The organism is Halopelagius longus (genome assembly GCF_900100875.1).
Lineage (GTDB): Archaea > Halobacteriota > Halobacteria > Halobacteriales > Haloferacaceae > Halopelagius > Halopelagius longus.
The window spans coordinates 649,437-674,218 of record NZ_FNKQ01000001.1 but is presented as its reverse complement, the minus strand read 5'-3'; the positions used below and the strand labels follow the sequence as shown (position 1 = coordinate 674,218).

28 protein-coding genes and 1 tRNA gene are annotated in these 24,782 nt (G+C 66.6%); 11 read left to right on the top strand and 18 right to left on the bottom strand.

Going from position 1 to position 24,782, the window contains the following annotated elements; genetic code table 11:
• Nucleotides 1-81 precede the first annotated feature (81 nt).
• A tRNA-Pro gene (locus tag BLS11_RS03515) sits at nucleotides 82-152 on the top strand.
• Between the two features lie 244 nt (nucleotides 153-396).
• On the opposite strand, the gene BLS11_RS03510 is transcribed toward BLS11_RS03515, so the two are convergent.
• The 5 genes from BLS11_RS03510 to BLS11_RS03485 all read right to left on the bottom strand — a co-directional run bounded on the left by BLS11_RS03510 (nucleotide 397) and on the right by BLS11_RS03485 (nucleotide 4,423).
• Nucleotides 397-600 (bottom strand): DUF8119 family protein, encoded by a 204-nt coding sequence (locus tag BLS11_RS03510; protein WP_092532985.1) that lies wholly within the window; start codon nucleotides 598-600, stop codon nucleotides 397-399.
• A gap of 64 nt (nucleotides 601-664) precedes the next feature.
• Nucleotides 665-1,135, bottom strand: a complete 471-nt coding sequence (locus BLS11_RS03505) for a universal stress protein (RefSeq protein ID WP_092532982.1) — start codon at nucleotides 1,133-1,135, stop codon at nucleotides 665-667.
• 2 nt (nucleotides 1,136-1,137) lie between these two features.
• Nucleotides 1,138-2,832, bottom strand: coding sequence for a sodium:solute symporter family transporter (locus BLS11_RS03500; protein ID WP_092532979.1), 1,695 nt, complete (start codon nucleotides 2,830-2,832; stop codon nucleotides 1,138-1,140).
• A complete protein-coding gene (locus tag BLS11_RS03495) occupies nucleotides 2,829-3,278 on the bottom strand; it encodes a DUF4212 domain-containing protein (RefSeq protein WP_092532976.1) in 450 nt (149 codons plus the stop codon). Before BLS11_RS03495 ends, BLS11_RS03500 begins: the two co-directional genes overlap by 4 nt.
• 476 nt (nucleotides 3,279-3,754) lie before the next feature.
• The gene (locus BLS11_RS03485; RefSeq protein WP_092532970.1) at nucleotides 3,755-4,423 is read right to left on the bottom strand and encodes a helix-turn-helix domain-containing protein; all 669 of its coding nucleotides are present in this window, start codon (nucleotides 4,421-4,423) and stop codon (nucleotides 3,755-3,757) included.
• Nucleotides 4,424-4,629: 206 nt separating this feature from the next.
• On the opposite strand from BLS11_RS03485, the gene BLS11_RS03480 reads away from it, so the two are divergent.
• Nucleotides 4,630-4,869: a hypothetical protein gene (locus BLS11_RS03480; RefSeq protein ID WP_092532967.1), complete on the top strand. Its 240-nt coding sequence runs from the start codon at nucleotides 4,630-4,632 to the stop codon at nucleotides 4,867-4,869.
• A gap of 108 nt (nucleotides 4,870-4,977) precedes the next feature.
• On the opposite strand, the gene otsB is transcribed toward BLS11_RS03480, so the two are convergent.
• The 4 genes from otsB to ilvD all read right to left on the bottom strand — a co-directional run bounded on the left by otsB (nucleotide 4,978) and on the right by ilvD (nucleotide 9,859).
• A complete protein-coding gene (gene otsB, locus BLS11_RS03475) occupies nucleotides 4,978-5,808 on the bottom strand; it encodes a trehalose-phosphatase (RefSeq protein WP_175454367.1) in 831 nt (276 codons plus the stop codon).
• On the bottom strand, nucleotides 5,801-7,348 hold the full coding sequence (locus BLS11_RS03470; protein ID WP_092532964.1) for an alpha,alpha-trehalose-phosphate synthase (UDP-forming): 1,548 nt from the start codon (nucleotides 7,346-7,348) through the stop codon (nucleotides 5,801-5,803). Before BLS11_RS03470 ends, otsB begins: the two co-directional genes overlap by 8 nt.
• Nucleotides 7,349-7,490: 142 nt before the next feature.
• Nucleotides 7,491-7,826 carry a DUF5789 family protein gene (locus BLS11_RS03465; protein WP_092532961.1) on the bottom strand — a complete coding sequence of 112 codons (336 nt, stop codon included), beginning with the start codon at nucleotides 7,824-7,826 and terminating at the stop codon, nucleotides 7,491-7,493.
• Between the two features lie 278 nt (nucleotides 7,827-8,104).
• Complete coding sequence (gene ilvD, locus BLS11_RS03460) at nucleotides 8,105-9,859, bottom strand: dihydroxy-acid dehydratase (protein WP_092532958.1); 1,755 nt, start codon at nucleotides 9,857-9,859, stop codon at nucleotides 8,105-8,107.
• Nucleotides 9,860-10,001: 142 nt separating this feature from the next.
• On the opposite strand from ilvD, the gene BLS11_RS03455 reads away from it, so the two are divergent.
• Nucleotides 10,002-11,498: an alpha-amylase domain-containing protein gene (locus tag BLS11_RS03455; RefSeq protein ID WP_092532955.1), complete on the top strand. Its 1,497-nt coding sequence runs from the start codon at nucleotides 10,002-10,004 to the stop codon at nucleotides 11,496-11,498.
• 18 nt (nucleotides 11,499-11,516) lie between these two features.
• On the opposite strand, the gene BLS11_RS03450 is transcribed toward BLS11_RS03455, so the two are convergent.
• A complete protein-coding gene (locus BLS11_RS03450) occupies nucleotides 11,517-12,131 on the bottom strand; it encodes a MogA/MoaB family molybdenum cofactor biosynthesis protein (RefSeq protein ID WP_092532952.1) in 615 nt (204 codons plus the stop codon).
• Between the two features lie 80 nt (nucleotides 12,132-12,211).
• On the opposite strand from BLS11_RS03450, the gene BLS11_RS03445 reads away from it, so the two are divergent.
• From BLS11_RS03445 to BLS11_RS03435, 3 genes are all read left to right on the top strand, one after another.
• On the top strand, nucleotides 12,212-13,252 hold the full coding sequence (locus tag BLS11_RS03445) for a zinc-binding dehydrogenase (RefSeq protein WP_092532949.1): 1,041 nt from the start codon (nucleotides 12,212-12,214) through the stop codon (nucleotides 13,250-13,252).
• Entirely contained in the window at nucleotides 13,242-13,535 is a 294-nt protein-coding gene (locus tag BLS11_RS03440) for a DUF7977 family protein (protein ID WP_092532946.1), read from the top strand. The genes BLS11_RS03445 and BLS11_RS03440 overlap by 11 nt, the downstream gene beginning before the upstream one ends.
• Before the next feature lie 82 nt (nucleotides 13,536-13,617).
• The gene (locus tag BLS11_RS03435) at nucleotides 13,618-13,968 is read left to right on the top strand and encodes a DUF5802 family protein (RefSeq protein WP_092532944.1); all 351 of its coding nucleotides are present in this window, start codon (nucleotides 13,618-13,620) and stop codon (nucleotides 13,966-13,968) included.
• 49 nt (nucleotides 13,969-14,017) lie between these two features.
• On the opposite strand, the gene gdhB is transcribed toward BLS11_RS03435, so the two are convergent.
• Complete coding sequence (gdhB, locus tag BLS11_RS03430; RefSeq protein ID WP_092532942.1) at nucleotides 14,018-15,313, bottom strand: glutamate dehydrogenase GdhB; 1,296 nt, start codon at nucleotides 15,311-15,313, stop codon at nucleotides 14,018-14,020.
• Between the two features lie 22 nt (nucleotides 15,314-15,335).
• A complete protein-coding gene (locus BLS11_RS18955; RefSeq protein ID WP_114936175.1) occupies nucleotides 15,336-15,491 on the bottom strand; it encodes a rubrerythrin-like domain-containing protein in 156 nt (51 codons plus the stop codon).
• Between the two features lie 234 nt (nucleotides 15,492-15,725).
• Between BLS11_RS18955 and BLS11_RS03425 the strand changes: the two genes are divergently transcribed.
• The 3 genes from BLS11_RS03425 to BLS11_RS03415 are packed head-to-tail and all read left to right on the top strand — an operon-like array spanning nucleotide 15,726 to nucleotide 18,783.
• Nucleotides 15,726-16,634, top strand: coding sequence for a Vms1/Ankzf1 family peptidyl-tRNA hydrolase (locus BLS11_RS03425; protein ID WP_092532939.1), 909 nt, complete (start codon nucleotides 15,726-15,728; stop codon nucleotides 16,632-16,634).
• Nucleotides 16,635-16,686: 52 nt separating this feature from the next.
• A complete protein-coding gene (locus tag BLS11_RS03420) occupies nucleotides 16,687-17,739 on the top strand; it encodes an N-acetyltransferase DgcN family protein (RefSeq protein WP_092532936.1) in 1,053 nt (350 codons plus the stop codon).
• Nucleotides 17,740-18,783 (top strand): dipeptide epimerase, encoded by a 1,044-nt coding sequence (locus BLS11_RS03415; RefSeq protein WP_092532933.1) that lies wholly within the window; start codon nucleotides 17,740-17,742, stop codon nucleotides 18,781-18,783.
• Nucleotides 18,784-18,813: 30 nt separating this feature from the next.
• Here the strand turns inward: BLS11_RS03415 and BLS11_RS03410 are convergent, their stop codons facing one another.
• From BLS11_RS03410 to BLS11_RS03400, 3 genes are read right to left on the bottom strand one after another with little or no spacing between them, the layout of a single operon-like run.
• Entirely contained in the window at nucleotides 18,814-20,385 is a 1,572-nt protein-coding gene (locus BLS11_RS03410) for a glutamate-cysteine ligase family protein (protein ID WP_092532930.1), read from the bottom strand.
• 50 nt (nucleotides 20,386-20,435) lie between these two features.
• Nucleotides 20,436-21,500, bottom strand: a complete 1,065-nt coding sequence (locus BLS11_RS03405) for a DUF7972 family membrane protein (RefSeq protein ID WP_092532927.1) — start codon at nucleotides 21,498-21,500, stop codon at nucleotides 20,436-20,438.
• A 57-nt stretch (nucleotides 21,501-21,557) separates the two neighbouring features.
• Nucleotides 21,558-22,406: a PspA/IM30 family protein gene (locus tag BLS11_RS03400; protein ID WP_092532924.1), complete on the bottom strand. Its 849-nt coding sequence runs from the start codon at nucleotides 22,404-22,406 to the stop codon at nucleotides 21,558-21,560.
• 52 nt (nucleotides 22,407-22,458) lie between these two features.
• On the opposite strand from BLS11_RS03400, the gene BLS11_RS03395 reads away from it, so the two are divergent.
• On the top strand, nucleotides 22,459-23,121 hold the full coding sequence (locus BLS11_RS03395; protein WP_092532921.1) for an alpha/beta hydrolase: 663 nt from the start codon (nucleotides 22,459-22,461) through the stop codon (nucleotides 23,119-23,121).
• Here the strand turns inward: BLS11_RS03395 and BLS11_RS03390 are convergent.
• On the bottom strand, nucleotides 23,100-23,516 hold the full coding sequence (locus BLS11_RS03390) for a hypothetical protein (protein ID WP_092532918.1): 417 nt from the start codon (nucleotides 23,514-23,516) through the stop codon (nucleotides 23,100-23,102). The two genes, BLS11_RS03395 and BLS11_RS03390, sit on opposite strands and share 22 nt — an antisense overlap.
• Nucleotides 23,517-23,605: 89 nt before the next feature.
• On the opposite strand from BLS11_RS03390, the gene BLS11_RS03385 reads away from it, so the two are divergent.
• Nucleotides 23,606-23,950: an EthD family reductase gene (locus tag BLS11_RS03385; protein ID WP_139172758.1), complete on the top strand. Its 345-nt coding sequence runs from the start codon at nucleotides 23,606-23,608 to the stop codon at nucleotides 23,948-23,950.
• A gap of 15 nt (nucleotides 23,951-23,965) precedes the next feature.
• Here BLS11_RS03385 and BLS11_RS03380 read toward each other — a convergent pair whose 3' ends face one another.
• Together BLS11_RS03380 and BLS11_RS03375 are read right to left on the bottom strand one after the other, a co-directional pair.
• The gene (locus BLS11_RS03380) at nucleotides 23,966-24,295 is read right to left on the bottom strand and encodes a transcription factor S (protein ID WP_092532912.1); all 330 of its coding nucleotides are present in this window, start codon (nucleotides 24,293-24,295) and stop codon (nucleotides 23,966-23,968) included.
• 65 nt (nucleotides 24,296-24,360) lie between these two features.
• The gene (locus BLS11_RS03375) at nucleotides 24,361-24,780 is read right to left on the bottom strand and encodes a DUF8135 domain-containing protein (protein WP_175454366.1); all 420 of its coding nucleotides are present in this window, start codon (nucleotides 24,778-24,780) and stop codon (nucleotides 24,361-24,363) included.
• Between the last annotated feature and the right edge of the window lie 2 nt (nucleotides 24,781-24,782).

Genomic DNA, 24,782 nt, shown 5'->3' with positions numbered 1-24,782 from the left:
GACCGACGTGGCACTCGGTGACTGCGCCGAGTCGAAGCGAAGCACTTAACGGTTCGAACCGCCTTCCTCAGAATGCACCCTGGGACCGTGGGGTAGTGGTATCCTCTGCCGATGGGGTCGGTAGGACCTGAGTTCGACTCTCAGCGGTCCCACTCCACCTTTTTACTTCGTCGGGTCGCGCGTAGCGCGACCGCTCCTCGCAAAAAGCTGGACCAAAAAGGGCCGCGAGGCTCGCATTCGCTCGCCTCGCGGTACAACTACATTGCAACGACGAGCGAATAGCGAGTCACTACGCCGTAGTATCGGATGTGCGCCGGTGAGGGCGTCTGGCGACGAAAAGAACCGCGAGGGCTCGCTTCGCCTCGCGGTACGACTACGTTCTCACGCGTACCGCTACTACTGCTGTTCCCGCGCCATCTTCAGCGACCAGAAGAACCCGAAGTAGGCGGGGATACCGGCGGCCATGAACAGGTAGTAGGCCCACTGCGGCCCGGTCACGAAGTCGAAGAAGACGGAGACGCCGGTCACCCAGACGACGGCGAACGCTAAGTCGGCCAGCATGCCCGACCCGTGTTCGCGCAGGGTGTCTGCGATGCTCATGGGCGGTCACCGCCGTTCGGATGGGAATCGTGATTCATGGCGTCTCAAATATCGGCGGGGGGCCTTACAGGTCCGCCTTTTCGTCGTCCCTATCGACGACGAGGACGGGCAGTCGCGTCCGGCGCAGGACTTTCTCGGCGACGCTGCCGAGGACGACGCGGGAGAGTCCCGACCGGCCGTGAGAGCCCATCACCACGAGGTCGATGTCGTTCTCGTCGATGAACTTCCGGATGGCCCGGGTGGGTTCGCCGGTGGTGACGTGCTCCTCGACTGCGACGTCGCGTTCGGCGGCGGCGTCGGCGACGTACCCCGTCGCCTCCTTGGCGTCCGCTTTCACCTCCGGCATCTCGTCGAGGTTGCCGCGTCGGATTCGGTTCACCTGCTCGGTGCCGAGCGAGTAGCTCGCGGCGTCCACGTCGATGACGTAGAGCGCGTGAATCGTCGCGCCGTACTTCGAGGCGAGGTCGACCGCTTGTTCGACGGCCTGCTGGGCCGTCTCGCTACCGTCCGTGGGGACGAGTATGTGCTCGTACATCGTTAGTCGTCCGCGGGGGTTTCGCTACCGCCGCCGCCGACCACGTCTTCGGCGGTCTGTTGCTGGCCCATGGGTTCGGGGCTGTGACACTGCCTGACCATGCGCTTTGTCTCCATCGGCGGCTCCGTCGTCACGTAGGAGACGGCGATGGTGACGACGAAGACGACGGGTACGGCCACGAGGGCGGACCCGATGGCCGGCACCCACTGGGCGAGTGCCGGCGAGATGACGCCGTCGGCGTTGGCCGCGCCGGCGAACAGGCCGTAACTCGGCAGCACCTCGTTGACCATCGGAATGAACCAGATGACGAGTCCGGTCGTCATGCCGGCGAGCGCGCCCTCGCGGTTCGTGTTCTCCCACCAGAGGCCGAGGAAGAACATCGGGAACAGCACGGCACCCGCAAGCGAGAACGCGTAGGAGACGAGGGCGGCGATGGGTGCCGCCGGGTCGAGTGCGGCCAGCGTCGTGAACACGCCGAGGGCGACGATGCTCAGGCGGCCGACGAGGATCTGCTGCCGTTGGGTCGCGTCCTCGTTGATGATGTTGACGTAGATGTCGTGGGCGATGGCCGAGGAACCGGCGATGAACAGACCGGCGGTCGTCGCGATGGCGGCGGCGATGCCGCCCGCCGCGACGAGGCCGACGAACCACGTCGGCAGGTTCGCGAGTTGCGCCGCCAGCACGACGATGACGTCGCCGGCGGCGCTGGTCATGCCGGGGTCGCCGTACACCGGACCGATGTTCTCCGCGTAGAGGTCTGTCCCGAACGCGGCGAACGCGGGCGAACTCAGGTACAGGAGCAGGATGAAGCCGAGCCCCCACACCGTGGACCAGCGGGCGGTTCGCTCGCTCTCGACGGTGTAGAACCGGACCAGCACGTGCGGGAGTCCGCAGGTGCCGACGACGAGCGAGAACGCCGTCGCGACCCACAGGTAGTAGCTCTGGTTGACGAACGGTTCGCTGAACTCGCGGCCGAGTTGGCTGATGAGCGTGCCGTACTCTATCTGCGGCAGCACCGTCGAGTACCCCTGCGTGAAGCCGACGACGTACAGGCCCGCGAGGAACGCGACGATGAGGATGACGTACTGGACGGCCATGTTCTTCGTCGCGCCCAGCATGCCCGAGAGCGTCAGGTAGCCGACGGTGATGGCCATCATGGCGACGACCATCGACTGGTAGCCGCTGAGACCCGGGATGCCGATGTCGCCGAAGATGTACAGGCCGACCAGACCCATCCCGCGGGCTTGGCCGATGGCGTAGACGAACCCGATGAGGAACGTCGTCACCGCGGCGATGGCGCGGGCGCTATCGGAGTTGAAGCGGTCGCCGACGAAGTCCGGGGCGGTGTACTTCCCGAACCGGCGCATCTGCGCGGCCATGAAGATGAGCAGGATGAAGTAGCCCGTGGACCAGCCGACGATGAACGACAGCCCGTAGAACCCGGAGGTGGCGATGAGCGCCGCCATCCCGAGGTACGACGCCGCCGACATCCAGTTGGCACCGATGGCCATCCCGTTTTCGACGTTGCCGATGGACCGCCCGGCGACCCACATGCCCTCGGTGTCGGCGACTTTGAACACGTAGCCGATGACGAGGAACAGCAGTAGCATCCCCGTGACGAGGATGGCCGGGAGGAGTTTGAACGAGACGTTGAGTCCCTCCGGTAGCAGTCCGCTCTGGAGTAGAACCTCCATCATTCGGTCACCCCTCCGTCAGCGGTCGCTCCCTCCGGGCCGCCGCCGCGGTCCTCCGTGACGGTCTGGTGGGAGATGCCGTACTTCTCGTCTAAGGCGTCGCGCTTCCGGGCGTACCAGAACGCGAGGATGAGAGCGCCGGACGGCGCTCCGACCGCGACGAGGAAGTAGTGCAACGGGAAGCCGATGACCGGAAGCGTCGTCGTCATCACGTCCGGTGCGACGGCGGTCAGCGTCACCGGACCGAAGACGATGAGGGCCCAGATGACGAATCCGGTCCGAATAATCCGCAAGTGGTCCCGCATGAACGGGGTACTCGGCCGGAGGAGGTTCACCTCCCGGTTGAGATAGTCGATGTTTCGGTGGTCGCGGGCCGCTTGCGTGGCCACGCCACCGTCCGTCTCGACGTTCGCTTCGTCCGCAGGTGAGTGAGTGTCGTTGTCTGTCATAGTGTATCTCCGAAACGGTCGTGTCTGTGGTTCGATTTTGGAAAACCGTATCCTCGGTCAGCCGCCTCCGACCGGACGCCGAACGTCGGCGTCGAGTTCGGAGGTCCGGGGCACACCGATACTGTCCGATCGCCCGCCGTCGACGGCGGCTACCGGGTGGCAGCGCACGACCCCCGCCGCCGACGCCTCCGGTAGGTGAGGCCGAGGGGCGGCCGTCACCGTCGGGTCGGCGGCGAGCGCATCCTCCGATTCTCCTCGGTCGGACACGGTACATCTGAACACTCCCGAAACTATAATAATTATTCACAAAGAGGCATAATAGCCAGTTCCGAAGGTCATATTACTCACCTCGTTCATCGGCCGGGAGAGGCTCCGTGCGGCAAGAATTGAGACGGCGGTCGATCCGAACGGTACGCACCGCGGTCGTGTCAGCGGCCTGTCCCCCGGCGGCGTCGTCCCCGTTCGCGGCCGCCGACTCACTCGACGTCGGGGTCGTCGATGAGAAGCGTCGAGCGGATGAGGTTCTCCTGCCCCCGGCGGAGTCGTTCCGAGAGGGACTGGTGAGTGATGCCGAGCATCTCCCCGAGTTCCTCGGCGGTGACGCCGCGCGGAACTTGGAAGTAGCCGTGTTCGGCGGCGGTCGTCAGCGCGTCGAACTGCTCCTCGGAGAGGCCGAACCGCCCCGCGCGAGCGCTCTCGTTCATGTCGTACACCTTCTCGACTTCGAAGGAGAGGCCGTGCTCGCTACAGAAGTCGTACGTCGCCGACAGCGAATCCCGTTCGGGGAACATGATGCGGAGGCGCCAGTTCCCGCCCCGTCCGTGGGCGTCGAGGATGGTCCCCTCCTCTTCGAGGAGGATGTGGATGACGAGGCGGATGTGAGCGACCCACGACATCCGGTAGAGCCGTTCGTCTCCGAGGTTGGCGAGAACCTCCAACTCGGCGACGCTGGAGTCCTCCCGTAGGGCGTCTTCGACGGCGTCGAGGTTACTCCCCCGCGCCCACATGAACGGCATCGCGGAGTCGGAGTCCCGAGCGACGAGTCGTTCGATGTCGAACTCGACGTCGGGGTACCGCTCGAACGTATCGCTGAGGGCGAACTCCGAGGACGGGATGCGCACGACGGCTATCGTGCTCGTTGACACACTCTGCTAGGCATCTCTCAACTGTAAATCACTTGTGGCGGCCCGCTCCCCGACCATAGGCGAAACTTGACTCTCACCCCGCCTTATGTCCTGATTTCCGCACCCTCCCGATTCGAAAAACGTGACAGAGTTCGACACTGTTGGTGAAGAGAGTTTGAATCTGCAGGCAGACGTATCAATGGTCGGGCGAGTGTCGTGTCGGGTGTATGCAAGTAGAAGTGACCGACTCCGAGGAAGGCAAAGACGTGGTGAACGAGCGCGGAGACAAGATCGGCATCGTGTCCGAGGTGCGCCACGGCACGGCCTACGTCGAACCCGACCCGGGCATCACCGACGAGATAAAGGCGAAACTCGGGTGGGGAGACGTGGACGACGACAACTACCCGCTTCAGGAGGCGCGCGTCCGCGAGATCACCGGCGACGAGATTCGACTGCAGGAACTGTAGCCCGCACGGGCCGTCGAACGAACCGACGGCGAGCATTTTTCGCCGACGCGAAGCGAGGCGCGCCGGTTCCTCGACGCTCGACCCGAATCGAGGAGCGACGGCCGTCGGTTACCGCTCCGGCGAACTCGCCCGCGTCGCGAGCCACTCTAGAAGCGACGGCACCTGCTCGTGGTTTTCGATGCGGTAGTCGGCGTCCGTGTCGGGTCTGTCGCCGACGAGGATGCCGATGCCGGACGGCTGGACCGCGCGGAAGGCGTCCTCGTCGGTGGTGTCGTCGCCGACGTACATCGTCCGCCACCCGTCGGGGGCGCGTTCGTCGAGTCGGTCCACCACGCGCCCTTTGTCCCAGTCCACGTCGGGGCGAATCTCCCGAATCTGCTTGCCCGAGACGACGTGGATGTCCTCCTCGGAGTCGGCGGCGAGTTCCTCGACGGCGGCGACGACTTCCTCGACGTACTCCTCGGGCGTCTGCCGGAAGTGGACGCTCGCGGTGACGCCCTTCTCCTCGACGAAACTCCCCGGAACGTGGTCTATCTCCGAGCGAATCTCGGCGCAGAGGTCCTCTATCTCGGATCGGGCGGTCACCGCGTCCGGGTGGACTTCCTTCTCGCCGTCGATTCGCATCTCCAGTCCGTGGTTGCCGGCGTAGTCGATGCCGTCGATTCCGACCCGTTCGACCACGTCGGCGAGTTCCCGTCCGCTGATGACCGTCACCTCGATTCGGGGGTGGTCGACGAGTTCCTCGACCGCCTTCCGGGAGTCGGGGTAGATCTCAGTCTCCTCGGGGTCCGCGCCGATGGGCGCGAGCGTTCCGTCGAAGTCGAGTCCGAGCGTCAGTCCCTCGGCGTCGTCCAACCACTCGCCGACCTCCGTCGTCCGCGACCGAAACAGGGGGGTCTCGCCGCTCTCGTTCGGCGAGGCACCGACGTCCTCACTCACCGTCCGACCCTCCCGTTCCGGCGGTCTGCATCTCCGCAATCGTCTCGAAGACGGAGTGCATCCACCGCGACACGTCGGCGTCTTCGACGCGGTTCCGCAGTTCGCGCATTCGCTCGCGGCGTTCGCTGGCGGGCATGCGCAACGCGTCGTCGATGGCGGACGCGAACTCGTCGGTGTTCTGCGGGCGGACGGTCACCGTCCACTCGCCCATGTAGTCGTGTGCGCCCGTCTGGTCGCTGAGGAGGAGGACGGCGTCGTCGTCGTCTCCCTGCGCGGCGACGTACTCCTGTGCGACCAAGTTCATGCCGTCCCGAAGGGGGCTGACGAGGGCGATGTCGCCGTGTCTGTACGCACCGTACAGCGCCTCGTCGGAGAGGTGCGCGGTCGTGTACACTATCGGCTCCCACTCGTCGGTGCCGAAGCGCTCGTTTATCCGCGCCGCCTCCTCCTCTACCTCCGTCTGGATGTCCATGTACTCCTCTATCTCCGACCGACTCTTCGAGCCGATCTGCACGTGGGTGAGCGCCCCCCGCCACTCGGGGGAGTCCTCCCACAGTCGTTCGAGGGCCTCGAACCGTTCGGGGATGCCCTTGGTGTAGTCCAAGCGGTCGACGCCCACGCTGACTCGCTTCTCGTCGAGGTGGTGTTCGTCCGCGAACTCGCTCCAGAACGACTCGGCCGCCTCCGACTTCGCGCCCGTTCGGATGGTGTCCACCGAGACGCCCAAGGGGAACGCCTTGATGGTCGTCGTCTTCCCGCGGAAGGTGATTTCGGCGGCGTCCCTGTCGACGTCCGCGTCGGGCAGCGTCTGCTCTACGCACTCCATGAAGTTCTCCCCGTACCGCGGGACGTGGAAGCCCAAGAGGTCGTTCCCGAGGAGGCCGGCGATTATCTCCTCGCCGTGCGGGCACGCCCGGAACATGTCCCATCCGGGCCACGGGATGTGCCAGAAGTGCGCGAGAAACGCGCCGTCGGGGACCCGCGATTCGAGCATCCGCGGCGCGAGGCTCAGGTGGTAATCCTGGAACCAGACGATGGTCGATTCGCCGACGTGTCTCGCCACGTTGTCGACGAACTGGTCGTTCACCGCCTCGTAGTTCTGCCAGTACGCCGCCTCGGAGTGGACGTTCATCAGCATCGAGTGGCAGACGGGCCAGAGGACCCGGTTGCTGAATCCGAGGTAGTAGTTCTCGACTTGCTCGTCGGAGAGCCACACCCGGTTGAGCGTGTACGTGCCTTCCTCCTCGTCGGGCGGGACGGTCACGTGGCCTTCGTCGTCGACGACGTCTCTGTCGGCACTCCCGTCGCCCCACGCTATCCACGTCCCGTTTCGCTCTCGCATCGCCGCGTCTAGCGCCGATGTCAGTCCCCCCGTGGGGCGACTGACGTTTATTCCGCCCTCGTCGTCGTATTCGTGCCGGTACGGCTGCCGGTTGGAGACGACGACGACGTCGTCCGTCGTCTGCGTACTCCGTCCGTCTCTCTCGGAGGCCGACGCTCGCCGATTCGACAGCGAGGACGACACGTCTGAGACGTTCATTCATAAATATAATGCGCTGCTTCTCGGCTAATCGTTCGGCCTGCAGGTGCCAGCATATGTGGCGCCTCGGACTCTCTATACGCCATTTAGGCCTTTTGGCAAGAACGTCTTCGAAGAAAAAACGAGGTGCGGACGCGAGCGGTTAGAACGACTGGTTCGAGCCGTCCTGCGGGTCGTCGTCCAACGCTCTGTCGCTGTATCGCTGTCGTCCGACCGCCTCGCTCCCGACCATGTTGAGGATGGACTGCTGAACGTCGTTCGCCGACTGGAACTCCTCGTCGCCTTGCTGGCCGAGTACCTCCTGGACCGTCTTCGTGCCGTCTGCGATGTTCAGTTCGTGGTCGCCGTACTTGTCCACGACTTGCTCTTTGCTCATCGGGTACTCCTCCGCGTCGAGTTCGTCCGCCAGCGACCCGAACTCGACTCCCATCTGTTGATCCTGCGCGTCCTCGTTGCTCTCGGTGTCGTCGTTGCTCATGGCATCGGAACTTCAGGGCCTGTTCATCAACTAGTTGTGCCTGCCAATGCCGGGTACGTCGGACGTCGGACCGCCGTCCTGCGATGAAGACCCGTCTCCCGTTTCGAGGATACTTCTCCGTCTCCGGGACGTTTACGCGGAGCGAGCTTGCATATGTAGGCTCCAGACGGTGTTTACCTGAGGGTGAAAGGAACCCTTTTTGCGGTTCGAATTCGCCCTTCACCGTCGTCAGAACGCCTCGCGTCTCGTGAACGAAAAAGACGAAAACGGAGACTAACTCAGTCCTGTCGCTTCGCGCCGGGGTTCGTCACCGCGCCGTTCGCCGCCGACCCGAAGTCGTTGCCGTACTTGGCGAGGACGCCGGAGGTGTAGTTCGGCGGGTGGGGTTCCCACTCCTCCTTTCGCTCTGCGAGTTCTTCCTCGGAGAGGTCGACGGAGAGTTCGCGGTTCGGGATGTCGACGGTCACCTCGTCGCCGTCCTCCAACAGGGCGATGGGTCCGCCCATCGCCGCCTCGGGCGCGACGTGGCCGACCATCGGACCGCGAGTCGCCCCGGAGAACCGACCGTCGGTGAGAAGCGCCACGTCGTCCTCGTGGCCCTGTCCGACGACGGCGGCGGTGACGCCGAGCATCTCGCGCATGCCGGGGCCGCCCTGCGGGCCCTCGTTGCGGATGGCGATGACGTCGCCGGACTCGATGTGGCCCTCTTGGACGTACGCCATCGCGTCCTCTTCGCCCTCGAAGACGCGCACCGGGCCGGAGTGGTGGAACTTGTCGTCGCCCGTCACTTTCAGCACCGCGCCGTCGGGCGCGAGGTTGCCCTTCAGAATCTTGATGGCGCCCTCCTCCTGATACGGGTCGTCGACGGGGTAGATGAAGTCGCCGCCGACGTCGTCGTCGTCGGGCAGGTCCAGTTGTTCGAGTTCCTCCTCGATGGTGCGACCGGTGACGGTCATCGCGTCGCCGTGGAACAGGCCGGCGTCGAGGAGACGGCGGATGACGACGGGGACGCCGCCCTCCTCGTGGAGATCCTTCATCACCTTCGTCCCGCCGGGTTCGAGGTTCGCTATCTTCGGCGTGCGCCGGGATATCTCGTCGAACTCGTCGATTCCGAGGTCGATTCCGGCCTCGGCGGCGAGTGCGAGCAAGTGGAGGACGGCGTTCGTCGACCCGCCGACGGCCACCTGCAGGGCGATGGCGTTCTCGAAGGACTTCTTCGAGAGGACGTCGGAGGGGCGGATATCGTTCTCGACGGCGTTGAGGACGGCCTCGCCGGACCGGCGGGCCACGTCGTAGCGTTCCTCGGACTCGGCGGGCGCACTCGCCGTTCCGAGGGGTGCCATCCCGAGGGCTTCGCTGATGGACGCCATCGTGTTGGCGGTGAACATCCCGCCGCAAGAGCCCGCGCCGGGGCAGGCGTTGCGCTCCAAGTCGTCGAGTTCGTCGGCGCTCATGTCGCCCTCGGCGTACGTGCCGACGCCCTCGAAGACGCTCTGGACGGTCACCTCCCGGCCCTCGTGTTCGCCGGGCATGATGGACCCCCCGTAGAGGAACACGGAGGGAAGGTCCGTCCGGATGGACGCCATCATCATCCCCGGAAGGTTCTTGTCGCACCCGGCGACGGTGACGAGGGCGTCCATCCGTTCGCCGAAGGCGACGAGTTCGACGGAGTCTGCGATGACCTCTCGGGAGATGAGGGAGGCTTTCATCCCCTCGGTCCCCATCGAGATGGCGTCCGAGATGGTGATGGTGCCGAACTCGATGGGCATCCCGCCGGCGTCCTCGACGCCCTCGATGGCGGCGTCGGCGACGTCGTCTAAGTGGACGTTACACGGGGTGATGTCCGCGGCGGGGTTGGCGATGCCGACCATCGGCGACCCCAAGTCCTCGTCGTCGAACCCCATCGCGCGGAACATCGCGCGGTGCGGGGCGCGGTCCGCACCCTCCGTGACCTCCGAACTCTGTAAGTTCGGATCCTTCCCGTGAGAGAACGGCTCCTCCTCCTCGTCCTCCCGTGAGGCTTGTTTACTCATATCCCGTCGTTGCTTCCCGACCGGCTTAAAAGACACCGAACCGCAACCGTTTTCGCGAGTCGGTTCACCGGCGCCGCGAGCGTTCATTCAGCATTATCGTCCATTAGGTATATCCGTGAAGTAATAGTACGTAACTCGTGCTATGGTAACTCATAGTACACGTTCGGACGAGACGACGGAGAGACGGCGGCGACGCGCGTCGGAACGAGAGGCCGCGCGCCGCGCGGCCCGAAACGGCGACGCGCACGTCTCGGAGGACAGCCCATCGAACGCCGACGCCGACGGGACGGCGCGGGCGGCCGCCGTCGGCGGCGGGCGGTCGGCGGAGACGACCGAGGGAGGGGGCGAGTCCGACGACGAGACGGGTCGGTCGGCGCTGACGCGGCGGACGTTCCTCGGAGCGCTCTCGGCGACCGGACTCGCGGCGTCTATTCGCGCGTTCGCGGGACGGAGCGCGGCCGCCTCGGGCGAACCGGCTCACTTTCAGTACTTCCACGAGACGTGGCCGACCATCACGGAGAACCTCTCGACGGTGGCCGACCGGGGGTACGACGCGGTGTGGATTCAGGCGCCGCAGCGAAGCGACATCTCGTGGTCGGAGCAGAACGGCCGGAACGACCCGCCGTTGGGGTACCAGCCGGTCGATTTCACCACGTTCGACAGCGAGTTCGGCACGGAGGCGGACCTCCGGAATCTGGTGGACGAGGCGCACGCACAGGGGTTGGAGGTGTACGTCGACTGCGTGATGAACCACATGGCGACGGGCCACGACTACGAGTTCCCGCGCTTCTCCTACGACGACTTCCACCACGACGTGGGGAGCATCGACGACTGGAACGACGACCACCAGGTCGAACACGGCGAACTCCTCGGCCTACCCGACCTCGCGCAGTACGAGTCGTCCACCTCGTCGTACGTCCGGAGCGAACTGATGGCCTACATGGAGAAGATAGCCGCGACGGGCGCGGACGGGTACCGCTTCGACGCGGTCAAGCACGTCGAAGAGAAGTACTGGCGCGACCACGCGAACCCGAAGGCCGACGAACTCGGGATGGCCCGCATCGGCGAGGTGTACAGCGGGAGCCTCGACTACGTGCAGACGTACGTCGATACGGGCATGGACGCCTTCGACTACCCGCTGTACTTCGTCCTCGAATCGGTGTTCGAGGAGGGCGACATGAGCCGACTGCAGGGCGCCGGGTTGGTCGCCCAAGACCCGTGGCACGCCCACCCGTTCGTGCAGAACCACGACGAGGGCGCGCCGTCGCAGTACCACCTCGCTCACGCCTTCGTCCTCACGACGGAGGGCGTCCCGATGGTGTACAACCTCTATCCGACCGAGATACTCGACGACAGCGCCATCAACAACATGGTGTGGGTCCGCGAGAACCTCTGCGGCGGCGAGTTGCGCTGGCGGCACGCGTCGTCGAATCTCGCAGTCTACGAACGGGCCAACAACCTCCTCGTCGGCATCAACAACGACCCGAACGGGTCCCACACTCAGCGCGTCTCCACCTCGTGGACGAACCAGACGCTCAACGACTACAGCGGCAACGCGGGCGACGTGACGACCGACGGAAACGGGGACGTGGACGTGACCGTCCCCGCGGAGTCGTGGGTGTTCTACGCGCCGCCCTGACCGTACGGCCGCGGCGGGTCACTCCTCGTCGTCGCGGGAGGCCAGTCCGACGAGGTGCGACACCTCGGGGACGATGATCTCCTCGGTGCCGAGGCGCACGGCGTTCTCGCTTCCGGGCAGACAGAAGATGAGGACTCCGCGGGAGACGCCCGCGGCGGCGCAGGTCCCGACGACGCGCGTGCCTATCTCCTCGTACGACAGTCGGCGGAACAGTTCGCCGAACCCCGGCAGTCGCTTCCTGAGAACGTCGTCCACCGCTTCGACGGTCACGTCGTCGGGCGTCACGCCCGTGCCGCCGGTGGTGACGACGACGTCTACGTCCTCCCGGTCTACGAGGTTGTCCACGGTCGCCTGTATCCCGTCGAAGTCGTCGTCGACGAGTTGGCGCGTGACCACCTCGTGGCCCGCCTCGTCGAACGCCTCGACGATGGCGTCGCCCGCCGGGTCGTCGTCGAGCGAACGCGTCGAGGAGATGGTGACGACGCCGACGCCGACGGTTTCGACGTCGTGTTCGTGGTGGTGGTCGTGTTCGTGGTCGTCGTGATCGTGTTCGTCGTGGTGTTCGTCTCCGTCGCGGTCGTCTTGATGGGCGGCGGCCTCGTGGTCGGCGTCCATCTGTGGTCCGTCGCTCATACGCGGACGTTCGGACGGGACGGGGGAAAATCGTGCGGACGGAGCGCGGTATTTAGTGGTTCCCGCCCGACACGACCCGTATGCAGGCAGTCCAATTCGCGGAGCACGGCGACCGAGACGTCATCGAGTACGGCGAGTTCCCCGACCCCGAACCGGGCCGCGGCGAGGTGGTCGTGGACGTGAAGGCGGCGGCGCTGAACCACCTCGACGTCTGGACGCGGCGCGGACTGCCCGGCCTCGACTTGGAGATGCCGCACGTGCCCGGCAGCGACATGGCCGGCGTCGTGGACGAACTCGGCGAGGGCGTGACGCGCTTCGAGGAGGGGGACAGGGTAGCCCTCGTCGCGGGCGTCGCCGACGGCGACGACGAGTTCTCCCGGCACGGCGACCCGACGCTGGCACCGGACTTCCGCATCATCGGCGAGCACGTGCGCGGCGTTCACTCGGAGTACGCCGCCGTCCCCGCGGAGAACCTCGTCCCCGTCCCCGAGGGCGTCAGGTGGGAAACCGCCGGGTCGGCGTCGCTCGTGTTCCAGACGGCGTGGCGCATGCTGGTTGACCGCGCCGACGTGGACCCCGGCGAGAAAGTGCTCGTCCACGGCGCCTCGGGCGGCGTCGGCCACGCCGCGGTCCAAATCGCCGACTACGCGGGCGCGGAGGTGTTCGCCACCGCCTCCACCGACGAGAAACTGGAGTACGCCGAAGAGTGCGGCGCGGACCACCTCATCAACTACGAAGAGGAGGAGTTCGCGGGGCGCATCCGCGAGATAACCGACAAGCGCGGCGTGGACGTCGTCGTGGACCACATCGGCGAGGCGACGTACGAGGACTCGCTGAAGAGTCTGCGGAAGGGCGGCCGCCTCGTCACCTGCGGCGCGACGACCGGCGGGAACCCCGGCGCGGGCCTGAACCGCATCTTCTGGAACCAACTGCAGGTCATCGGCTCGACGATGGCGACGCCCGGACAGGCCGACGACGCCCTCGAACGCGTCTGGGACGGCACCTTCGAACCGCGCATCCGCGAGGTGCTTCCCATGAGCGAGACGGCGCGCGCACACGAGATGATAGAGAACCGTGAGGGCTTTGGCAAGGTGGTCGTAATCCCCGATAGTGAACTCTGACGAAGACGGGGGCTACGTCCACCGTCCGGACGGCGAACCCGTAACGGACGAGCCCGAACCCTCGGGATTCGGGCGAACCGGCTGGGGACTCGTGGTCGTGCTAGTGTTCTGTACGCTCGTCGTCCCCGGACTCATCTACCTGCGCCCGACGTTCCTCGGGTCGTTCGGCGTCCCGTACATCGTGGCGTTGCTCGTCCTCCCGTTGCTTCCCGCCGTCGTCCTCGGCCTCACCGCCGTCTGGTCTATGACCGGCGCGACGAACGGCGACCGCGGCGACGACTGATCGCGTCTTCGCTTTTTGCGGTCCGACATAAGCGTTGGCGACAAGTCTTATATCTGTCCGTGGGTGAGAAGGTCACGCACAGATGTTCGAGCAATTTTCGAGCGGCTACTACCTCGGCCGGTTGTACGTCGAACCGTACGACGGTGAGGTGCCCGCCATCCACCGGACGGACCACGAGAGAGTCAACGAGGAGTTGTACGCCGACGAGGGTGTAACACCGCTAGACGCGCCCCTCGTCATGAAGTTAGAGCGGACGCACATCCCCGTCCTCGGGGACGAGTCCGTACCGTCGGGAACGCTCGCCGTCCCGAGTTCGTTCGCCGACGAGGGCCTGCCGGACGACCGCGACGTCCTCCTCGCGAAGCGAGAACGCGCGGCCGAACTGCTCCGGTACTCGGGCTACAAGTTCGGCGACGACGCCGCCGTGGCGTAGCACGCTCACGACCCGTTCTTTTCACGACTTCGGGACGGATAGCGGACGCTTACGGCCAGAGTCCGCGGCTCTCGTGTGCCTCGGCTATCCGCGAGAGGGCGACGACGTACGCGCCGTCGCGCCACGTAACGTCGCGTTCTTCGACCTCCCGCCGGACGGCGTTCCACGCGGCGAGCATCTCCTCTTCGAGTTCCTCGTTCACCCTGTCGCGCGACCACGAGCGACGGTTGATGTCCTGGAGCCACTCGAAGTAACTCACCGTCACGCCGCCGGCGTTCGCGAGGATGTCGGGCACGACGGGGACGTCCCGTTCGGCGAGAATCGAGTCCGCGACGAACGTTATCGGTCCGTTCGCGCCCTCGACGATCATGTCCGCATCGACGTCCCCGGCGTTGTCCTCGGTGATGACGTTCCCGATGGCCGCCGGAATCAGGAGGTCCACGTCGAGTTCCAGGATCTCCTCGTTGCCGATGGTCTCGTCGGCGTAGGTCGTCACCGCCTCCGGTTCCTCGTTGTGGGAGGGAATCGCGCGCGTGTCGAGTCCGTCGGGGTCGTAGGCCGCGCCGTTGACGTCGCTGACGGCGACGACGGACGCCCCCCAATCGTCGAGCAACCGGGCGGCGTTCGCGCCGACGCTTCCGAACCCCTGCACGGCCACCGTCGTCTCCGCTATCGGGTAGTCGTAGTAGTCGAGTAACTTTCGGGCGATGATGGCGACGCTCCGTCCGGGCGCTTCTTCTCGGCCCTTACTGCCGCCGATGACGGGCGGTTTCCCCGTCACAACGCCGGGTATCGTCTCGGCCTCCTGAACGCTGTACGCGTCCATAATCCACGCCATCGTCTGCGCGTCGGTGCCCATGTCCGGCGCCGGGATGTCCGTCATGGGGCCGATGACGTTCCGCAGTTCGTTGGTGAAGCGGCGGGTCAACCGCTCGGTTTCGTCGTCGCTCAACTCCTTCGGGTTGACGACGACGCCGCCTTTCGCACCGCCGAAGGGGATGTCGACGACCGCGCACTTCCACGTCATCCACATCGCCAACCCGATGCACTCCTCGCGACCGACGTGGGGGTGGAAGCGCAGACCGCCCTTGAACGGCCCTCGCACGCTGTCGTGTTGCGCGCGGTACCCTCGGAACATCTCGACGGTGCCGTCGTCCCGTTCGAGCGGAACCGTCACTTCGTGGACCGACGCGGGGTGGTTGAGTCGTTCGACGATGTTCGGGTCGACGTCGAGGTACGATGCGGCTTGGTTGAGTTGGTGTCGCGCGGTGTCCAGCGCGGTTTCCGGCGGCGTTTCTACGGATTGGCGAGTACGTTCGTCTGCCGACGGGGTGTCTTGAGACATTGGGAAAGCGTTAGAGAAGGGATTATTCGAGCGATTTCGCCCGGTTCTGGAAGTCGCCGCCGCACTCCGGGCACTCGCCCGGATGGGTCTCGGATTCGACGATAGCGCCGCATTCGAGACACTCGTACTTGGAGGAGTGATCCGCCGTATCGTCTTCGACGTCTTGCCCGTGAGGCATACGTGGACGTGGATGTGCCAGATGTAAGTATTAATCGTAATAGTAATATTAGGGACATATGTTTCCCCTAGAGGGAGCGGGAGCGATTCGAACTGTCGGTCCCGCTCTTCGAGTTCGTGTTTGTTTCCGCACGTGAACGACGGGAGTCCGCGACGCCGCGGGTGGACGCTCTCTCCTGCCGTCGTGCGGCGAGTCTAAGCAACGCTGAAGTGCCCCCAGTTCGCGCGTCGAAGCATGCTGGACGAGTTGCTGGGGCGGGCGGAACTGAAAGAGCGAATCGAGGAGTTGCAGGAGGAGAAACGACACCTCGAACGCCGCGCCGAGGCCGAGGAGGAACGGCGGAGCGAAGCCGTCCGCGAACGACAGGAGGCCGAACGGGAACTGAACCGCCTCGAAACGCAGGTCGAGGAACTGGAACACCGTGTCGAGCGACTCTCCGAAGACGACGAGGCCGAAGTAGAGTTCCGCGGCACCGAGGACCTGCGCGGCGACAGACTGGAGGAGGTGCTCTCCCGCCTCGTTTCGGTCGCCACCGGCCCCGAGGGTGCGCTCTCGGCGATGGTCGAGGAACACCCGCCGGAGTCGGTGGAGGAGGCACTCGGCGAACGGGCGGCCCTCGTCCGCCGCGCCGCGCCGTGTCTCGTCTACACCGACGACGCCGGAGTCGTCTCCGCCGTCCTCGAACCGCCGACGCCGCCCGCCGCGTTCGACGAGTGGGGGTCGTCGTTCCGAATCGAGCGGTCGTGGTTCCGACCGGAGGGAACCGTCCGCGTCGCCCTCGTACGCTCGGACCTGTTCGCACTCGGGCGCTTCGACGGCGAGGAGGTCACCCTCGAAGACGACGTGGAGTCCGACGTGATGAACGCCCACTCCAAGGGCGGGTTCTCGCAGGCGCGGTTCGAACGGCGGCGCGACGAACAGGTGTCGAACCACCTCGAGCGCTCGAAGGAGGTGCTTCGGGCGCACGCGGCGGACGGCGACGGCGAGAGCGATACGCTGGTCGTCCTCGGGGAGCGAACCGTCCTCGGGGAGTTCGAGGAACTGGCCGACCACCGCGCGACGGTGGACGCCTCCGGCGAACCGGAGGAAGCGCTCCGGGAGGCCGTCCGGGAGTTCTGGACCACCCGCCTGTCGCGCCTCTGAGTCGCCGCGGAACCACCGGAGATTAAGCCCGCCCTTCGCGTCAGGGGTTACCATGAGTACCGCACGGACCGGCGACGACCGGACTCGGGTCGTCGTCCTCGCGCACGAGAAGTTCCCCGAACGGGCGAAGACGGCCACGGGCGTCCTCAAGTACGCCGACTACGACGTGGTGGCGGTCCTCGACAGAGACAACCCGGGCACCTCGGCGTCGGACCACCGCCGGGACCTGCCGGACGTTCCGGTCGTCGCCTCGATGGACGACGCGCCCGAGGCCGACGCCCTGCTTATCGGCATCTCCCCCATCGGCGGCGCGTTCGACGAGACGTGGCGCGACGACGTGCGCACCGCAATCGAAGGCGGGTGCGACGTCATCGCGGGCCTGCACTACTTTCTCACGGAGGACGAGGAGTTCGCCGAACTCGCCGACGAACACGGCGTCGAACTGAACGACGTGCGGAAGCCCCACGACGACCTGACGGTCGCGGAGGGTCGCTCCGCCGACGTGGACGCCGACGTGGTTCTCACCGTCGGCACCGACTGCTCGGTGGGGAAGATGACCGTCTCCTTGGAACTCGTCGAGGCGGCGCGCGAACGCGGCATCGACGCCGGGTTCATTCCGACGGGGCAGACGGGTATCATGATAGCGGGGTGGGGCAATCCCATCGACCGGGTGGTCAGCGACTTCACCGCCGGTGCGGTCGAGGAGATGATTCTGGAAGTCGGCGACGACTACGACGTGCTGTTCGTCGAGGGACAGGGGAGCATCACCCACCCCGCCTACTCCGCGGTCACCTGCGGCATCCTCCACGGCGCGATGGCCGACGCGATGGTCCTCTGTCACGTCGATGGGCGCGAGGCCATCCACGGCTACGAGGAGTTCGAGATACCGCCCGTCTCCGAGTACGTGGACCTCTACGAGAACCTCGCCGCGCCCGTCCACGAGGGGTCCGTCGTCGCCGGCGCGTTGAACACCTCCCGCGTCGAGGGCGACGACGCCGCCCGCGAGGCCGTCGAGTCGTACTCCGAATCGCTCGGCGCGCCCGCGACGGACCCGGTGCGCTTCGACGCCGACGAGATTCTGGACGCGGTGCTGGAGGAGACGTAGATGACGCTGACGACGGAGTTCGAGCGGGTGTCGTACCCGCTGGCCGACGAGTTCACCATCGCCCGCGGGACGCAGACGGACGCGGAGAACGTCGTCGTCCGCGTCACCGACGACGGCGGGATGACGGGCGTCGGCGCGGCGGCCCCCTCCGCGCACTACGGCGAGACGGCCGACACCGTCGAAGCGGTCCTGCCGGACCTCCTGCGCGAAGTCGAGTCCGTCGGCGACGCCCACGCGACGGCGCGAATCGAACGCCGGATGGAAGAGGCGGTCGGCGGGAACCCGGCGGCCCGCGCCGCGGTCAGCATCGCCCTCCACGACTTGGCCGCAAAGCGCCTCGGCCTCCCCCTCTACCGGCACTGGGGACTGGACGCCGACGACTGTCCGCCCACCTCCTTCACCATCGGATTAGACGAGACTGAGCGAATCGAAGAGAAGACGGAGGCGGCCGTCGAGGCGGGCTACCCGGTCTTGAAGGTGAAACTCGGCACCGACCGCGACGAGGAGATAGTCGAGGCGGTGCGGGAGAGCGCGCCCGACGCGACGATTCGCGTGGACGCAAACGAGGGATGGACGCCACGCGAGGCGGTCCGGAAGTCCGAGATGCTCGCGGAGTACGGCGTCGAGTTCGTCGAACAACCCGTCCCCGCGGAGAACCCCGAGGGGCTGAAGTTCGTCTACGAACGGAGCGCGCTCCCGATAGCGGCCGACGAGTCCTGCGTGACGCTCGAAGACGTGCCCGCCGTCGCAGACAGGACGGACATCGTGAACCTGAAACTGATGAAGTGCGGCGGCCTCTCGGAGGCGAGGCGGATGGTCCACGCCGCCCGCGCGCACGGACTTGAGGTGATGCTCGGCTGTATGGTGGAGTCGAACGCCGCTATCGCCGCCGCCTGCCACCTCGCGCCCCTCTTGGACTACGCCGACTTGGACGGCGCACTCCTCCTCGACGAAGACGACTACGAGGGCGTCCCCATCGAGGACGGCGAGATTCTCCTCGACGGGTTGAACCGGAGCGGAACCGGCGCGCGGCGGAGCGACTGACCGCCTCGCCGGACGCCCGCCGCACCGCGGTTACGCTCGGTCCCACGTCGCGAACGCCCGTCCGGTCGCCGCCTGCTCGACGTACTCTCGCTGCATCGCGCGGACGGCGTCCGGGAGGCTCTCGCCCGCGTCCAGTCGTTCGCGGACGCGGGCGCGCTTCCACGCGCTCGGCGAGGTGTGCGTCGCGCTCTGTCGCGCCTCTATCGGCGAGAGGAGCCACTCGGCCGTCTCGTCTTCGACGCCCATCTCGCGCAGGCCGTGTCGCGCGAGCGAGAACAGTTCGTCGCGGACGACGGGCGCGGCGTCCATCCGGTCGCCGTGACTGCCGACCCACTCCAAGTCGGCGTCGGGCCCGTCCGCGACGGCGGCGTAGAAGGAGTCGCGGGCGTCCGCCCACGGGAGGTGCTCGACGGGGTGGTCGGCGACGACGATTCCGTGAACGAGTCCGACGACCAACGCCTGCAGGCCGACGGCGTCGCGGACGGTCGGTTGCGTCGGGAGGGGCCTGTACTCGATTCGGACCGACGCGTCGTCGTTTTCGGGGGCCGTGGCGTCCCCGCCGTCGCCGCGGGGCACGTCGCCGCCGAAGACGGGGCGAACCCACCGCCAGAACGTGCCGCGCTTGGTGACGAACTCCGGGACCGAGGAGGCGTAGGAGTCGTCCCCGTCGGCGTCCGCATCCGCGTCCGCGTCGCCCGTCTCCGAGAGGACGGGCGCGAGCGTCTCGTCCTCGACGATTCGGTCGATTACGTCCGCCACGCCGCCGTAGTCCTCGGGGACGCGGCACTTCTCGACGCCGGCGACGTTCACGGAGCGTTCGAAGACGGGGACGCGGCACTCGTGGGGCGTCTCCGCGAGAACCGCCTCGGGGTCGAGTCCCTCGTAGCGGTCGGCCGGGAGGAACGGCGAGTTCGTCGCCAACGACAGCACCGGCCCCATCGTCCGCGTGGCGACGTTGAGGTATCGGGGCAGGTCCGCCGCCGTCGGAATCTGCAGGTGCGGCTGAATCGACGTGGTGAGCGACTCCACGAGGATGGACCGGGCGTCGGCGAGTCCGGGCAGGCCGATGGGGATGCGACCCCCGGCGCGCGCCCGAACCGCCTCGTCGATGGCGACGTAGCGCGCAATCGGGCGCATGTTCTCCGCGAGAAACACGCCGTCCGTCTCCGTTCCGGCGTCGAGGTACGCCTCGGTGCCCTCCGCGGGCGGCACCGTCCACATCCCGTCGAGGACGAGTTCCCGGTCGGCCTCCCGAAGCGCCGCGCGGGCGTCGTCGAGCGCGGTTTCGAGCGTCGTCGCCTGCCGCCGGAAGCCGGTTCCGGCCGCGGCGTCGGGGTGGGTGTGCGCTTCGACGTTGTGGACGCCGAGTTCCCGACTGCAGTTCGGGGCGTCGAACGCCGCCTCCGGGACGGGCGCAAGCCGTCCGTCGGCGTCGACGGCGTACGCCTCCAGTTCGAGGCCGACGGAGAAGTTGCGGTTGTCGAGGCGGCCCGAACGGACGTCTTCGAGGACGTCCTCGGCCTGCGCTTCGACGCGTCGCTGAAACTCCTCGCGCGTCTCGGCCGCCGCGGCGCGCCGAACCGCCTCGGTCAGTTCGTTCATCCCCTAACTGTCAGCCCTCCGTCCGATTGAGGTTTGCGGCGCGACGCCGCTCAGTCGAGGTCCTCGCTTCGACTCCCCGACCGGAGGATGAACGGCCCGATAGAGAGCGTCCGCTTGGCCGCCGTCGCGATGCGGAGGACGAACGATATCAGTATCGTGAAGGGGAAGACGGCGACGGCGACGGCCGCGGCGGTGATCCAGAGCACGTTGTCCACGCCGAACACCGTCCCCGTGACGGTACCGGGGTCGTCGAGATAGAGGATGGCCGCCGTCGACACGAGGAGCGACGGAACCGCAGAGTACATCATCGCCCGCGAGAGGTTGATGAGTTCCCACTGGAAGTACAGCGTCTTGAAGTGCTCTCTGGCCGGGCCGAAGTAGGTCAACACGTTCACCAGTTCGTCGAACGCCGCCGAGACGTCGTCGGACAGTTCGTCCGGTTCGTTGCGGAGGCGTCGCGCCTGGTATATCTTCCACGAGTAGTTGAAATCGAGCGCGGCCAGCAGAACGTCGAACGTCCCGAACTGGCTCCCCTCCAGTTCGTCGGCCACCTCCGAGGCGTTCCCGCGCACCGCCTCGACGTAGTCGTCGAGACGCGCTCGGTACTCCCCGTCCCGACGGAAGTCGTTCGTCGAGACGACCTCTCCGAGCGTCTCTGCGCGATTCGAGACTGCGAGGACGAGAGCTCTGAGGAACGCCGACGGTTCCGGTGGGGCCGCGGTGACGTTCAGGTCCTCCTCGACGTCGCGGCGGAACTCCATCGCCCCGGACATCCGTTGCCGCTGGTCGCCCAGCGGACCGAGTTCCTGCGAGAGGACGAGCGAGTTGATGGCGATGACGAGCGTCACGCCGGTGATGGTCGCCGTCAGGAGGGCTTGAAACACCGTCTCGATGGGGTCCGACGCCGCTATCGCCGTCCGAAGCGGCACGGGGTCGACGGCGCCGAGGACGACGAGCGACGCGAACAGGAAAACGAGGGGGACGACGGCGACGACCCATCGGTTCGCGTCCAAAAGCAGCCACAGCTTCACCCGGTTCCCGCTTCCCCGTTCCCGCATCGTGTCGCTCGGTTCGCCCCCGCCCGACCCGGCGTCGTTCTCCTCGTCGAAAACCATCGTCGTGACGGGCGTTCGCCGACGCGCAGTAAAGTCGTCGTGGCCGCCCCGCGGGCCTTATGCGTCGTCTTCGTTCTTCAGCTCCTCCAACTCGGCCTCGACCTCTTCGTCGGCGACGTCCACGTCCGCGGCGTCTACGTCCACGTCAGCGTCCGCGGCCTCCGCGTCGGCCGTCTCGCCGTCTTCGCTCTCGGTCTCCGGCGCGGAGCCTTTGCCCATGTCGGCCTTCAACGTCTCCAGCTCCGTGTCGACCTCTCTGGAGGAGCGCCCTGATTCGAGTTCCCGGTCGATGGGATCCTTGTCGGAGAGGGCGTCGTCGAACGCGCCCGTGTCGGCGAGTTCGTCCATCGCGGCCGACCGCGCCTCCATCTCGTCGGTCCGGTCCTCGGCGCGTTCGAGGGCGCGACCCACGTCGGCCATCTCGTCGCCGACGCCGGACATCGCCTCGGAGACGCGCGTGGAGGCCTCCGCCGCGTCGTAGCGGGCCTTCATCGTCTCCTTCTTCGTGCGGAACTCCTCGATGCGGTTCTGCAGTTGGTTCTTCTTCTCGACGAGGTTGTCCTGCGTCTCTTGGAGGTTCGCGATTTGGGTCTCCAAGTCCTCTATCTGGTTCATCTTCGACTGCTTCTTCTCCAACGCCTGCCGCGCGAGGTCGTCGCGGTCCTGATTGACCGCCTCGCGCGCCTGTTCGTTGTGTTTCTCGACGTTCTCCTCGAGGCGGCGCTTCTGAATCTCCAGTCGCTTCTTCTGGGTCGTCAGGTCGGCGATACCCTGCTTGACCTGCTGGAGTTCGTCCCGCATCTTCTCGTAGGAGTAGTCCAACGTCTCTCCCGGGTCTTCGGTCCGATTGAGGAGGGCGTTGATCTTCGACCGAATGACGTACGACGTGCGCGAGAGGATTCCCATACCCCCTTTTTGGTCACGCCGGGCTTAAAACCTCACGCGAGAGAGAGGTCGTATGACCGAGACGGTTCTCGTTCCGGGGGGTCGAGACGTCCGGGCGTCGCTCGACGAAGCGGAGGACGGGAACGCGACGGCGTGCGTCGTCGCCTGCCCGCCGCATCCCCGACAGAGCGGACACCGCGGCGACGACAGACTCGTCGCCGTCGGCGACGAACTGACCGACCGCGGCGTCGACTGCCTCCGCTTCGACTACGGCGCGTGGGACGAGGGGTACGGCGAGACGGCGGACGCGGGGAACGCCGTCGCGTGGGCGGCGGACCGCTACGACCGCGTGGGTCTGTTCGGGTTCAGTTTCGGCGCGACGGTGGCGCTTCTGACCGCCGCGGAGGGCGCGCCGACGGACGATGACGAGCAAAGCTCGTCAGGCCGACAGACGCCGTCTGTCGATGCCGTCTCCGCACTCGCGCCGACGGCCCGCCTCGCCGACGACTTAGACGCCGTCGCGTCGTTCGACGACGTTCCCGTCCCCGTCCAAGTGCTGTACGGGACGCGCGACGACACCGTCGAGTGGGAACCCGTGGTCGAACGCGCCCGCGAGACGCACCAGTCGGTCGTCGAGTTCAGCGCGGACCACTTCTTTATCGGACAGGCCGGGAAAGTCGCGGTTCGGGTGGCCGACTTCCTCCTCTCGTTCCTTCAGGCGGCGGACTCGCGGTAACCGACGCGAACCCAGACGACGACGGCGGTGAGTCCCGCGACGACGACGAACGTCCAGAACGCCGCCCACACCGCGCCGCCGGCGTTCTCGAAGACGACGCCGACTGCGACGCCGACGGCCACGGCGACGGCGAAGGGGACGAGGAACGGGAGGTCGGTCCACTTTCCGCCCGCGTTGTAGTACTCGACGGCGTACGCCCAGAGCATGCCGACGGTGAGTTGGAAGCCGAGGACCCAAAGCAGGCCGTTGAACGCCGCGAGAGCGACCGCCGAGGGCGAAATCGGCTCCGTCAGGGTCGAGAGCGTCCGCGCCGTGCCGGCGAGGAACGCGGCGAACATCAGGCCGTGCCACGGGCGGAGGCGTTCGCGGAGGGCGAGTCGTCGGTGGAGGGACATACTCGACACCTTCGCGGGGTGCCACAAGATGCTGTCGCCGAGAGCGTCAGCCTCGCCGACCGGTCCGTACCTTCACGGACCACTGTTCCGTGGTACCAAACGTCATGGTGTGTAAGATGGTGATTCTGGCCCGGCGGCGCGAGGACATGTCCCACGAGGAGTGCATCGAGTACATGGAGGAGGAACACGCCCCGCTCGTCCAGGAGTTGCCCGGACTCCGCAAGTACCAGAGTTCGGTCCCGTTGAACCCGGACGAGGCGGGATTCGACGAGATGGCGCAGTTGTGGTTCGACTCCCCCGAGGAGATGAACGACGCCTTCGAGTCGGAGGCCGGACGGCGGGTGCAGGAGGACGCGGAGAACTTCCTCGACGCCGACAGCGCACTCATGATACCCGTCGCCGACGAGACGGTTCGGGTGAACGAACTCGACTGACCGTCGGCGTTCGGGTCAGTTGTACCCGCGCCACCGGTGGCCGCACTCCTTGCATTTGAAGAATCGCGTCGGCGGTTCGTCGGCCGACCCGGTCTGTTTGATGGTGTACCACGCCTCGCCGTGGCCGCACTGGTCGCAGGTCACGTCGGTGGCGGTGGGTTTGCCCTCGAAGTTCGCGCCTTCCTCGGTTTCGATGAGTTCGTCGCCGCTCTGTTCTTCGGTGGAGACGAACTGTTCGGCGAGTTCTCGGTCCTGTTCGGCGGTGGACCCGCAGTCGTCGTTCGTACAGACCATCTCGCCGTCTCGGTTGACCATCATCGAACCGCAGTCGTCGCAGAACTGCATGCGGGAGCCTTCTCGCTTCGGCGTGAAAGGCGTCTCGGACGCGCCGCACGACGGCGTCCGGTCGACTACTCGCCGCCTTCGACCATCGGGCAGTCCCGCACGCGGAAGGTATCCGAGTCTACGACTTCGACTATCTCGGTCCCTTCGCGGTCGCACCCCAGTTCCGGGGGGTCCGAGAGGTGCGGACACTGCTCGCAGAACTCCGCCTTCGGGACGAGGTGGTCGGCGTAGCCGGGAACGTCCTCGCGCACCTCCTCGATCGACTCCTCCGCGCCCGCGCCGACGTGCGTCGCCTCGGCGGCCGCGGCGTCGGCGAGACTCGCCCACAACGCTTCCTCGTCCACCTCGCCGACGCTCATCTCGTCGAACAGGGCGTCCGCGTCGTCGTCGGACTCCTCGCGGCGACGCCGTTCGCTCACGCGGTCCGCGAGGTCGGAAAGCGGGGCCGCGTCGTCCGGTCGAGGGTCGGCGTCGTCGTCGGCCACCG